The organism is Paenibacillus sp. LjRoot153 (assembly GCF_964253085.1).
In the GTDB taxonomy this organism is placed as follows: Bacteria; Bacillota; Bacilli; order Paenibacillales; family NBRC-103111; genus Paenibacillus_E.
In genome coordinates, this window is sequence record NZ_CAXUQH020000001.1 from 3,140,311 (window position 1) to 3,152,568 (window position 12,258).

The 12,258-nt window shown below is 46.8% G+C and carries 9 protein-coding genes; 5 read left to right on the plus strand and 4 right to left on the minus strand.

Annotation, left to right across the window (positions count from 1 at the left end; genetic code table 11):
- Entirely contained in the window at positions 1–2,517 is a 2,517-nt protein-coding gene (locus ACSQ8P_RS13140; RefSeq protein ID WP_436235595.1) for a glycoside hydrolase family 2 TIM barrel-domain containing protein, read from the plus strand.
- Between the two features lie 24 nt (positions 2,518–2,541).
- On the plus strand, positions 2,542–3,696 hold the full coding sequence (locus tag ACSQ8P_RS13145) for a glycoside hydrolase family 88 protein (RefSeq protein WP_436235596.1): 1,155 nt from the start codon (positions 2,542–2,544) through the stop codon (positions 3,694–3,696).
- A gap of 298 nt (positions 3,697–3,994) precedes the next feature.
- Here the strand turns inward: ACSQ8P_RS13145 and ACSQ8P_RS13150 are convergent, their stop codons facing one another.
- Positions 3,995–4,471, minus strand: coding sequence for a CBO0543 family protein (locus ACSQ8P_RS13150; protein WP_436235597.1), 477 nt, complete (start codon positions 4,469–4,471; stop codon positions 3,995–3,997).
- Positions 4,472–4,584: 113 nt separating this feature from the next.
- Positions 4,585–5,661, minus strand: coding sequence for a YncE family protein (locus ACSQ8P_RS13155; RefSeq protein WP_436235598.1), 1,077 nt, complete (start codon positions 5,659–5,661; stop codon positions 4,585–4,587).
- Positions 5,662–5,827: 166 nt separating this feature from the next.
- Between ACSQ8P_RS13155 and ACSQ8P_RS13160 the strand changes: the two genes are divergently transcribed.
- Positions 5,828–6,709, plus strand: coding sequence for an SMP-30/gluconolactonase/LRE family protein (locus tag ACSQ8P_RS13160; protein ID WP_436235599.1), 882 nt, complete (start codon positions 5,828–5,830; stop codon positions 6,707–6,709).
- Positions 6,710–6,949: 240 nt separating this feature from the next.
- Here ACSQ8P_RS13160 and ACSQ8P_RS13165 read toward each other — a convergent pair whose 3' ends face one another.
- Positions 6,950–7,792, minus strand: a complete 843-nt coding sequence (locus ACSQ8P_RS13165; protein WP_436235600.1) for an AraC family transcriptional regulator — start codon at positions 7,790–7,792, stop codon at positions 6,950–6,952.
- A gap of 168 nt (positions 7,793–7,960) precedes the next feature.
- On the opposite strand from ACSQ8P_RS13165, the gene ACSQ8P_RS13170 reads away from it, so the two are divergent.
- On the plus strand, positions 7,961–9,943 hold the full coding sequence (locus ACSQ8P_RS13170) for a glycoside hydrolase family 127 protein (protein ID WP_436235601.1): 1,983 nt from the start codon (positions 7,961–7,963) through the stop codon (positions 9,941–9,943).
- Between the two features lie 443 nt (positions 9,944–10,386).
- Here ACSQ8P_RS13170 and ACSQ8P_RS13175 read toward each other — a convergent pair whose 3' ends face one another.
- The gene (locus tag ACSQ8P_RS13175) at positions 10,387–11,253 is read right to left on the minus strand and encodes a phytanoyl-CoA dioxygenase family protein (RefSeq protein ID WP_436235602.1); all 867 of its coding nucleotides are present in this window, start codon (positions 11,251–11,253) and stop codon (positions 10,387–10,389) included.
- A 141-nt stretch (positions 11,254–11,394) separates the two neighbouring features.
- Here ACSQ8P_RS13175 and ACSQ8P_RS13180 point away from each other — a divergent pair, with 141 nt between their 5' ends.
- Entirely contained in the window at positions 11,395–12,249 is an 855-nt protein-coding gene (locus tag ACSQ8P_RS13180) for an AraC family transcriptional regulator (RefSeq protein WP_436235603.1), read from the plus strand.
- Positions 12,250–12,258 lie beyond the last annotated feature (9 nt).

Consider the following 12,258-nt stretch of genomic DNA (forward strand, 5'->3'; position numbering starts at 1 on the left):
ATGTTGAAACAACGTTTAAATGAGCAATGGGAGCACTATCGCGGTTCCTTAGGCGGTGTTTGGGAGGTATGGCGTTCAGATAAGCTGCAAAATCATTATAATGTGCCATGGGAATCGGTTACGCTTCCGCATACGTATAACGGGACTGATGTGATGGATCCCGATCATAAATATTATCAAGGACAAGGCTGGTATCGGAATAAGCTAGAGGTAAATAACCCTTATCCCAAGGGGAGAACACTTCTGCATTTTGAAGGTGCGGGTCAGCGCACAGAGGTGTACGTCTATACCGAAAAGGTGGATTCCCACCTAGGCGGATACGATGAGTTCACGGTAGATATTACGGAAGCAATGGAGCGGGCCAAGGAGATCGAGCGATATGTGGGTCGTGTGCCTGTAGCTATTGCATGTGATAACAGCCGAGAACTGGAGACGATTCCTTCGGATGCTAGTGATTTCAATCTCTATGGCGGTGTGTATCGTTATCTGAACCTCGTCTATGTACCACAGATTTCATTGGCACAGGTGCATGTGGAAACGCAAGTGGACGAAGTTTATGCACAAACAGCTGGAAGCGGGAAAGTAAAGGTACGAGCTAAGTTGTATAATCCCGATCAGCTCGCGGAGAATATCAAACTTACGATTGTGCTGAAGCAGCAAGATGGCACAGTTGTTGGCCAAAAGGAGATTTCCTTACCAGCATGGCAGGATGAGAAGGAGATTGCGGCCTTCGAGGTTGAGAATCCACATCTATGGTCAGTTACAGACCCTTATTTGTTCAACTGCTCCGTTGCCCTCGAATGTGCGGATGGCGAAACGACAAACCAAGAGCGGTTCGGCTTCCGAACGTTTGAGTTTGTGAAACAAGGTCCGTTTAAGCTGAATGGCGAACGACTCTTGCTTCGCGGCACGCATCGACATGAGGATCATGCAGCAGTCGGGGCGGCGATGACAGAGGAAATGCTGCGTGAAGAAATGCAGCTCATCAAGGAGATGGGCGCGAATTTCATCCGCCTTGGGCATTACCAACAGTCTCGTATTGTGTTGGATCTATGTGATGAGTTGGGCATTCTCGTTTGGGAGGAAATTCCTTGGTGTCGCGGTGGACTTGGTGGGTCGGAGTATCGTCAACAATGCATCGATATGCTTACGGCGATGATTGGACAGCATTATAATCATCCTTCCGTGATTTTATGGGGATTGGGTAATGAGAACGATTGGGAATGCGATTTCGATCATTTTGATCAGCAAGAAATTCGAACTTTCATGAAAGCGTTGCATGATCTGTCGCATGAGCTGGACCCAAGCCGATTAACAGCGATTCGCCGATGTGAATTTTGCAAGGATATTATCGATGTGTATTCACCTTCCATTTGGGCAGGCTGGTATCGTGGCGTGTATACCGACTATGAGTCAAGTTGCCAGACGGCGTTTGAGAATGTGGACTCGTTCTTCCATATGGAGTGGGGAGCAGACAATTTGCCAACTCGGCATGTGGAGCAGCCGTTCACGGGCTTTGCATTTGTGAAGAATACTGATGACGGCGTTACTGACGAGCGTGATGGGGATTATTTATTGACGGGTGGTGAACCGCGCGTATCACGTGATGGCGATTGGTCGGAAACGTACTTTTGTGAAATGATTGATTGGTACTTGAAATCGCAGGAGAAGATGGATTGGCTGACGGGTGCTGCGCAGTGGTCTTTCAAGGATTTTGCAACACCGGTGAGGCCAGATTCCCCGATTCCCTATCTGAACATGAAGGGGATTGTCGAGCGTGATCTGACACCGAAAGAAGCCTTTTATGTGTTCCAATCTTATTGGTCAGACAAGCCGATGGTTCGTATTTATGGTCATACGATGCCGATTCGCTGGGGAGCTGAAGGAGAGCGGAAGCTGATTAAAGTGTACTCAAACGCTGAACAAGTTGAGCTTTTTGTTAATGGAAAGAGTTTGGGCGTAAAGCAGCGCGATTCACAAGATTTCCCTTGCGCGGGTCTACGTTGGGAAACGGAGCTGACCGCGGGTGATTATCATCTGCGAGCGGTAGCCACCTGCAATGGCGAGGTTGTAAGCGACGAGCTGCAATTTACGTATCAGTCGGACGCGTGGGGTGAACCTGCAGAGATTCAAGTAACGACGGAAACTTTAGAGGATGGACGAGTTTACGTAGAAGTTGGAGCGTATGATGCGAAAGGTATCTTTTGTCCCGATGCAGCTAGATTTGTTCGCTTTGGGTTAGCAGGGGATGGGAAGCTGCTCGATAATCTCGGCACAATTCGTGGTTCGAGGCAGGTTCAGCTTGCCAGTGGTCGTGCGGGAATTTACGTAGATCCTACTGGTGGACTGCCTGCTGGCATGACGGTTACGGATTTCGTCAGTGCAGGTGGACCGGCATCATCACTTGTGTCCTTAACACAGGGGAATAGTGCTGTTCAGCGGACATACACATCCGTTGTCAGCGTAGCATGTGAAGGTCTGTCTACGGTAACAGCAGTCATAAAAGTTGTGAAGTAAACCCACTTCGAGGAGGATTATAAGATGAGTGAACTTAAGGATGCAGTAAACTGGCAGAACGCACAGAAGCTTGGGGACATTTTGCCGGAAGTATGGAAAGAGCTGCAAGTGAAGGTGGATCGCATGATGGAGCAAATCGGAGACAAATCCCCCCACGTTGCTAATGATGACGGTATCTATGATGATATGCGGATCGATTGGTGGACTGCAGGCTTCTGGCCAGGGATTCTTTGGATTATGCATGAGATGACAGGCAAAGAACACTACAAGGAAGCAGCTTGGGAGTGGGACGGCAAGTTCGAGCAAAAAAGTATTCAAGATAATAATTTCCATCATGACGTCGGTTTCCAATATTTGCCGACAGCGGTCATTAAACATAAGTTAACGGGTGATAAAGATGGATTGCGTCGGGGACTGCAAGCAGCCAATTTCCTGGCAGGTCGTTTCAACATTGCAGGTAACTTCCTACGCGCGTGGAACCAAGATAAGTTAGGTTGGTCGATCGTCGATTCCACGATGAATCTGTCCATTTTATTCTGGGCAGCCGAGATGACAGGGGATCCGCGTTTTGAACATATCGGAAGAGCACAAGCCGATACCGTTGTTCAAAAGTTCATCCGTGAAGATGGCTCCGTGAACCATATCTTGAGCTTCGATCCGAAGACAGGCGAGCTGATTGAGTCGTTTGGCGGCCAAGGTGCCGGCCCGCAATCGGCTTGGAGCCGAGGCGCAGCTTGGGCCCTGCACGGCTTGGCCAATGTGTATCGATTCACTGGAGACACCCAGTACTTAAAAGCGGCACAACGCGTGGCGAACTACTTCCTTGCGTGTCTGCCTGAAGATCACGTGGCACACTGGGATTTCCGTGCGGATGCGTCGCTGGATAACGAGCCAAGAGATACATCGGCCGCTTCCTGCGCAGCTTCTGGGTTGATTGAACTAGCGGCCTTCCTACCAGCCAACGAAGGTGCCATGTATCTCCGTGCTGCGGAACGAATGCTGCTGTCACTTACTGTGAATTATGGTACGTGGGATAAACCAGAACACCAAGCCATTCTACTCGAGGGTACTGGAAATAAGCCTGCGGGACAGAACGTGAACGTTTCGCTCATTTATGGTGATTACTATTATGTCGAAGCGCTTGCTAAGCTGCTGGGTTGGAAGCAGCGAATATTTTAAAAATAGGGGAAAAGGAGCTAAGCGGGTGGTTGCGCTTAGCTCCTTTTTTGGCAAAAACACGCTTACAGCCTTTGCATGTTCACTTTATTTTTGATCTTCCGAAGGCTTGTCAATATCCTTGCTTGGTTCCACGATTCAGCATAAATAAAAAAGCAGTAGATCAGGAGTTCATCTCCAGTCTGCTGCTTCTTCCTTGTTAGATTAGAATTCCTTTCACGTTCGTCATATATGCTGGCAAGGATACTTCGGGCTCGTCTAGTAGTGTCGGATACCATTTTTTTTCATTACAGCGTCCTATCTACTTTGAACTAGTAAAGTTTACCCTGTGCTTTCTCGCTAGCGCATAGAATCCATAAACAGCAGCAAAAGCGACAAAATAAGAGACGAAAGTCCATCCGATCGTCCAACCATGGCTGTATACAACTTTGCCAACGAGATAGGCGATATATTCAAGACCTGTCAGTAGGATCGAAAGTAAAATCAGGACAATCAGAGGATGCTTCTTCTTTATATCAATCCAGTAGATAGCTATACAGCCTGTCAAGGGATAGAATCCTATGTCAAAAGGGAGTGAAGAAATCGTTTCAACACCTTCAATTAGTGGTGTAAAATGCCAAAATTTCATATGATATCCAAATACATTAATAAGCAATGAGATAAAGGCAGTGACAGGAAAAATGAGAATGGCAAGGGTTGGAGCTTTTTTAAACAAGGCAATCCCGAATAACCAGGGAACAACAAAACCTATCAGGATATTTATTAAAATACGGCCCACTCCTTACATAGTAGATACTATTAAGTATGACCCGTCTTTTTTGGACTTAAACCCTCTCACAAGAAACTATTAGTTCCCCATATGGTATATTGCAGATGTTACTATGCTTCCTCCTAGTCCTGAATAACCGAGATTGTCTTTTCTCCGCCTACATAAATGCGATTCGTGCGCGGGTTAAGAAGCAAAGATCCAGACCCAGCGGCAACTTTGAGCTTCGTGATAGGCTTTAGGCTGCTGCCATGATAGACGATTAGTGGAACTGCTCCTGTTTCTGTTGATTCCGAAACGAATAAGTGGTTCGTTTTCGGATTAATCAGCACATCCGTAAAAGCAGGTACGGTTAATGAACCGATGACCTTGTTCGTTCTGCTATTCAGAACAAAAAGCCGGCCTTTCACGGAAATTTGTGCACTAGAAATATAAATCCGATACGTAAGGGGGTTCAATGTAATTTCTCTTTGTCGTCTTCCAAGCTGAACTTTTCGGACATTTAAGGTACGCAAGTTCACGACGGAGCTGTATCTACTTAGATTATTAGCGATATATAGTTGGTTTGTTTTCCTATCAAGAACTGGTGTAATGACAGGGTTTATTCCGACCTTCAGGGTAGTTATAATCTTATGGTTATCTCCTCGGATTACGGCTAATGTATTCGTGGTTGTATTCGTTACGTAGATGCGATTTGTCAAAGCATTGACTAAGATTTGAGCTGGGCGTCCTGTGAATCGAATTTTGCTTTGTACTTTATTTGTAGCTCCGTTCAGAACGACGAGATTGGCGTTCCGCGAACGTAAGGAGATGGTTGAAACGTATACCAGATTCGTATGTGTGTTGACCGCGATATGATCGCTGCGTTCACCAACCTTGATTGTAGAAATAACACGGTTTGTAAGGCCGTTGACAACAGAAACGGTACCATCATAAAAGTTGGATACATAAATACGATTCGTACGCGTATTGATAGCCATGTAGTAAGGCATTTTTCCAATGGTAATTGTGGTTATGATTTTGTTGGTTTTGGTATCCAGAACACCAAGGCGGTTGTCACCTTGAATAAAATATAACCGATTCGTTAAGGGATTGATGGCGAAGTATACAGCCGGACTGCTGACGGGAATAGATGCAATCAGGCGTGGCTTAGTCGACGATATTCTCGGCTTTGAAACGCGCACAGCTTTATGGATAATCATAAAGGCTCCCCTTTCCCAAGACATGTGGTACTTCAATCATATTCATGACCACGCTAGTAGGGAACTGCTAGACGGAAGTTAGAACAGCGGGGCACAACTTTTGACCCGTTTCAGCGTCCAAAATGCATGACGACGATTACGAATAAATCTCCAAGGAGGCCTGGAAATGGCACATGAAATTGAACGCATAGGGGATGTAAAAGCTAATCTTGGCGAAGGTCCTGTCTGGGACCACACGAGAGAGCAATTAATATGGGTTGATATTAATGGACAAGCGATACATCTGTATAAACCCGCTGACGGAAGCAACCGAACAATACCATTGGATCAAAAGGTCGGAGCCGCCGTGCCAAGACAGCAGGGTGGCGTGGTTCTTGCCTTGGAGCGAGGCTTTCATCTGCTAGATTTGGAAACCGAGACGTTAACACCCCTTGTGGATCCAGAGAGTCATTTGCCAAACAATCGGTTTAATGATGGAAAATGTGATCGAGCTGGAAGATTCTGGGCAGGCACGATGGCACAAAATGAGTCGGTTACAACTGGTTCACTTTATTGTCTGGATATCGACAGTACAGTTCGTACCTTCGAGAATGGTTGCATTACAGTATCTAATGGGCTAGGCTGGAGCCCCGATAACACCATCATGTATTACATCGATTCGCCGACGAAGAAAGTCGTAGCTTATGACTATGATGGTGAATCGGGGAGGATCTCGCATCCACGCACCGTGGTCATCATACCGGAGGGTGAAGGTTTTCCAGATGGGATGGCTGTGGATAACGATGGCATGTTATGGATTGCGCAATGGGGAGGCTGGCAGGTAGGACGTTATAACCCCATCACTGGTGAGAAAATAGGCTCGATTGCTGTCCCTGTGGAGAGAACAAGCTCTTGTGCATTTGGCGGGGAGCACATGGATGAATTGTATATCACCACGGCTAGTGTAGGTGTCAGCGAGTCTGAACGAGAGAATCAACCCCATGCTGGTGGATTGTTTCGAATAAAGCTAGATGTGAAGGGCCCTCGGGCGAATTTTTACGGGGGTTAAAAGTGTTGAAGCAGCTGTCCCTCAAAGAAGCTAAGTCGCATGTTGCGCTTAGCCTCTTTGTTTTGCCCTTACAGGTAAGTCATTGAATAAGCACATACGGAGGTCTTATCCGTTGAAATACCCCTGCAGTAGCAGGAATAGACAAGCTAAGTGTGCTTATTTCTCGTTGGAGGACTTCGATAGTAATACTCTCATCAGGCAGGCTTACTAATCGTGAGAGACTACTCCAAGAAGCAATACTCATGCTGAGTATTGCTTCCGGAACCGCAGGGGTGAGATGCCTGTAGCTGCCTTGAAGCAATTGGAGAAGTAAGGGGCGTTTAGAAAACCAATATGCTCAGCGATTCGCGCAATGGACCACTCTGTTTTAATGAGCAGCAGTTTCGCTTGCTCAATTCGGTAGTCGTGCAGATAGGCCATTGGCGTGCAGTCATAGATTTCTTTCATACATCTGACGATATAATTCGGATGAAAATGAAATTCTTCGGCGAGTGAGGTATTCGTTACATCGGATTGATAATGTTGGCGCAAATAAGTTTCGATTTTGTCGGCGAGCTTCAGGGCGGGTGACGCATCGTTGCGGGTATGTCCAGCATCAAGAAGACGAAGCAGTTCCATGAAAAGTTGTTGCTCACTCCAATATGACTCTGAACGATGATAATCTGAATCCGTCAACAGTTTGCGGAGATGTCGCTCGGCAAGCGCGAACTCTGGCGGAGAGCCATATTGCGGGATGCGAATCCGATACGGATTCTCCCAAGACTTACGAATTTGAGGGTAAATAGTCCCTAGATCCTGATCAGACGTTTGCTGCCAGACGCCATGAAAGTCGAAATGAATCCAATAGAAAACAGTCTCTGTGTCACAGCCTTTGACGGGATAATGGTAGCGATCTGGCAGCAATAATAAGGTTTGTCCCTCCGTAACCTCCCACTCTTTATCATCTTCACCGATATATAAGGTCCCTTTGGTCACCCAGAGAAGATCGAAAATGCCTAAATTACGTCGGCTCGGGTGCATTTCACCTGGACGGTAGGTGGACAAGCCAATCATGAGGTAATAGGGCAGGGGTGGTAGTTCCATCCAAATATGGCCAAGTTCACTCATCGTTTTCCCTCTCTTATGCAGTGTTAAATTTTATATAAAATAGGTTTGAATTATTCGTAGTTTCTCTTTATTTATAAGGATAAACTGTTAGTAGTTGATAATCAAATGTTATATAAAATTGGAAAACAAGAGGAGATTCTACATATGGTGAATTCCACGAGTACACAGGCAGCCTACAACAAGGTACGCATACAAGATTCATTCTGGAATCCGTTTATGGAACTTGTACGAGGTACGGTTATTCCGTATCAATGGGATGCCTTGAATGATGCGATTGCTGATGCAGAGCCTAGTTATGCCATTCGCAATTTCCGTATTGCAGCAGGGCTCGAAGAAGGAGAGTTTGGCGGGTTCGTGTTTCAGGATAGCGACCTTGCCAAGTGGCTCGAAGCGGTTGGCTATTCGCTGGCGAATACGCCAGATCCTAAGTTGGAACAAACGGCGGATGAAGTCATTGATTTGATTGCCAAAGCTCAGCATGAGAGCGGTTACCTGAATACGTATTTTACGATCAAAGAGCCAGGTCAGGCATGGACGAATTTGTATGAAGCGCATGAATTATATTGTGCTGGTCACATGATGGAGGCGGCTGTTGCTTATTATGATGCGACGGGAAAAAGAAAACTGCTAGATGTCATGTGCAAATTCGCTGACTATATTGAAACGATTTTCGGCCGTGAGCCTGGTCAACTACGAGGCTATGACGGGCATCAAGAAATCGAGCTTGCACTCGTTAAGCTTGCTCAGGCAACGGGGGAAGAACGGTATGTGAAGCTGGCTCAATTTTTCATTGATGAGCGCGGTACAGAGCCAAATTTTCTAATTGAAGAATGTAAAGAAAGAGAAGGCTACAGCCATTGGACGAAAAAGAAGCAACCGATTCCGACAGCAGAACAGTTGGCGTACAATCAGGCACATAAGCCCGTGCGCGAGCAGGAAGTCGCCATCGGTCATTCGGTTCGTGCTGTTTATATGTATACAGCCATGGCAGATCTAGCCAGATTGACGGGAGATCAAGATTTACTCGAGGCATGCCGCCGATTATGGGATAACACAACCAAGAAGCAGATGTACATCACAGGGGGCATAGGCTCAACGCATCACGGTGAAGCATTCACTTTCGATTATGATATGCCCAACGACACGGTTTACGCTGAAACGTGTGCCTCAATCGGCCTCATATTCTTTGCCCAGCGTATGCTGCAGCTCGAAGCAAAGAGTGACTATGCGGACGTCATGGAGCGGGCGTTGTTCAACAATGTCATTGGCAGTATGTCACAGGATGGCAAGCATTATTTCTATGTGAATCCGCTAGAAGTTTGGCCGAAAGCATCAGAGTTGAATCCAGGTCGCCATCATGTCAAAGCTGAACGGCAGAAGTGGTTTGGCTGCTCGTGCTGCCCTCCGAATGTGGCACGCCTGCTTAGTTCATTGAACAGCTATATCTACACATCTTCCCCAGCGCAAAATACGGTCTACACACATCTATTTATCGGCAGCGAGGCTCGCTTTGAGCTTGCCGTTGGCGAAGTTGCATTTACCCAGCAGTCTAAGCTTCCATGGGAAGGTTATGTCAGAATAGAGCTATCGCTGGCTCCGCAAGATACGTTTACGCTTGCGCTGCGCATCCCATCCTGGAGCCAAGGTAGAGCTGTCATGAAAATTAACGGCGTTCTGACGACGTATGACGCAGTGAATGGCTATGCCTCGGTTGAGAGGCAATGGCTGCAAGGGGACATCGTGGAGTGGGAGCTTCCGGTCGATGCCCAGTTGACTATCGCTCATCCCGAGATCCGAGCAAATGCTGGTAAAGTTGCGATTGAACGTGGTCCACTCGTTTATTGTCTGGAAGAAGTAGATAATGGTACGCCTCTAGCGATGGTATCGGTTGATGCGATGCAGAAGCTGCAAGTGAATTACGAAGATGACTTGTTAGGTGGTGCCGTCGTGATTGCGGCGGAAGGCTATGCCAATGAGTCCGCTTCTTGGTCGGAGGATACGCCGTACCGTCCATTCACACAGCAGAAGGTTTCAGAACGTGTGAAGCTGAAGGCGGTGCCGTATTATCTCTGGGGCAATCGAGGTGTAGGCGAGATGACAGTTTGGATTCGCAAGAGCGGTGTGTAAACCCTTGTGAATGATGCAAGTCCTTCGGACATGAATCCGAAGGACTTTTTGCTGCGCTAGCGTGGGAACCGCGTAGATCAGCGGATAAAGGCGCTCATCAGTAGATTCATCTACTTTCAGGACTGCCTTTTATATCAAAGTATAAGTATTCGATTACTGGAAACTTCATGTTATTTGGCCATCTCTAGGCTCCAGGTAAATAGATGGATTTTATACAGTTAAATCTTTCGATATTCCGAGAAAACTCAGAATAGATGGATAACCTACAGTTAATTTTAACCATTTAACCTGATCTGAACAAAAGAGGCAGAATTACCTACATGTTTTCCATTTAAATCGAGTTTTCGAGGGGATTTCTCATAAATAGCTGTATATTTTCCAGTTAATACAAGTTGTTTAGCGATTGCGCCTTTCCACCACCATTACCCAACCGCATCTATCACTTATTCCACGTGCTCGGGTCTACCGGCCAGCCAATCCTCCAGCGTAGCCACACGTGATGGATATTTGTAGCTTCTGGCTAAAAAGCCTGCTCCGTGCTGCAGCATAGGATCTTGATCTGTAGGCTGATAGCGCAGATCAACACTCCATCGAACCTCATTGGACATGTTCGGCGTTGACATATGGAGGCAGCGATCGTTGAACAGAATCGCGCTTCCTGCGGGGACAGGCAGGGCAACGGTTTCCGTTTTGCCAAGTTGACTTTCTTTGAGCGCTGTATAGCCTGTTCCTGTGTGGGTTTCACGATGCCACTTGAGCACGCGTTTGCGATGTGTCTGGGGCTTAATATGAAGGCATCCATTCACTTCATTCGCATCGACAAGCGGGATCCAGACGGTAATAACGGGATTCGCATTGGCATCCGGCCAATACGATTTATCTTGATGCCAAGGAACTGCGCCAGCAGCTACTTTCGGGACCTTCGGGCGCACGTTGTATACCGGATTCGCGAATAGCTCTCCGCCAATTAATGATTCTACCGCATCCAAAATTTTCGGGTTGCTCATCAAGGTGAAGTAGCCAGGGATGCGGTCACGCCAGCTTCGGCCGTATTTCAGAAAGTTTTCGGCGGATAAATCCTGAAATAGCTCAGCTAAGCGATTTGGAAATGGCCGATCTTCAAGCTTATCCGTGATAAGTCCATCTGCGAACAGTTCATCCGCAATCATCGACACCTTCTGAGTCATCGCTTCACGAGCGGAGGCTAAATCTTCTTTTGACAATAACTGGGGGATGATGAGATAGCCCTGTTCCTCGTAAAACTGCGATTGTTCGGTAGTTAAACTTCCGCTTGCATTTTGCTTAATCAACCTACTCACCCTCCAACATCTGTTGTAATATAGAAAATAATAACATTTCAAGTGGTCGTTGTATTTGCCTCAGTGTTCGACGATTGATCAATTCTTCCGATCATTCAATTCGTCATTTTACTATTGATTGCGAGGGTTACTATGACTTCCTTAACTGCCGTTAATCCCTATGTAAGAGTAGGCCATTATTATCAATTTCCAGTCGAACGAAACCAAGCTGAGGTGGGCAGGATCGGGTATTGCTATGCCTTTCATTTCGTTGCTGGAGGCAAAGGGACGGTTTCCGCAGAAGGGAAAACATATCCTGTGAAGAAGGGGGATCTGATCTATTTTCCACCCGAGGTTAGTCATTCCTTTTACGCCCATCCAGAGTATCCGTTAGCCACCTACAATCTGTATTGTGATCTCTGGAATGTCAAATTGAGAAGTAGTCAACATCTCGTTTGGGACGAGTCTGACTTCAATCGTGATTTGCTGACGCGTATTGTCCCGTGTCCAGAGCTGGCCATGCTTCCCGTCGTGACGCCGATCCAGCATGATGCTTCACTTGGTCAACTATTCATACATGCTGTAACTCAGTCGAGGAAAAGTGACCACTACTCCGAATTGATCGTAAGTAATCTCGTCAAAGCTTTCCTTTTAGCGCTTGTACAAATGGTTTCAACGCCATACTTCATCGATTACCGAATCATCCCGATCATCGAGCGAATGGACAGGGAAGCGAATGCTAGTCGAGGTTATGACGAATGGATGAGCCAATGTGGGCTTCGTAAAACCCAATTTCATGAGCTATTCAAGCAAGCTACAGGGATCTCGCCCAAAGCGTATTGGACCAAGGCCATTATGAGGCAAGTGGAAACAGCTCTGTGGGAAAGCAACCGCTCCATAACGGCCATTGCGGAGGATTTCGGGTATTCGTCGGTCCATCATTTTACCAAACAATTCACAAAGTTTCACGGTGTTTCGCCAACGGAGTTCCGGAGGAGGAAGGGGTAGTTGAAGAAA

What these genes read in the sequence shown, in the direction of transcription:
- ACSQ8P_RS13170 (WP_436235601.1), top strand. Translation starts at nt 7,961, where the DNA reads ATGGTGAATTCCACGAGTACACAGGCAGCCTACAACAAGGTACGCATA.
- ACSQ8P_RS13160 (WP_436235599.1), top strand. Translation starts at nt 5,828, where the DNA reads ATGGCACATGAAATTGAACGCATAGGGGATGTAAAAGCTAATCTTGGC.
- ACSQ8P_RS13180 (WP_436235603.1), top strand. Translation starts at nt 11,395, where the DNA reads ATGACTTCCTTAACTGCCGTTAATCCCTATGTAAGAGTAGGCCATTAT.
- ACSQ8P_RS13155 (WP_436235598.1), bottom strand. Translation starts at nt 5,661, where the DNA reads ATGATTATCCATAAAGCTGTGCGCGTTTCAAAGCCGAGAATATCGTCG.
- ACSQ8P_RS13145 (WP_436235596.1), top strand. Translation starts at nt 2,542, where the DNA reads ATGAGTGAACTTAAGGATGCAGTAAACTGGCAGAACGCACAGAAGCTT.
- ACSQ8P_RS13165 (WP_436235600.1), bottom strand. Translation starts at nt 7,792, where the DNA reads ATGGAACTACCACCCCTGCCCTATTACCTCATGATTGGCTTGTCCACC.
- ACSQ8P_RS13140 (WP_436235595.1), top strand. Translation starts at nt 1, where the DNA reads ATGTTGAAACAACGTTTAAATGAGCAATGGGAGCACTATCGCGGTTCC.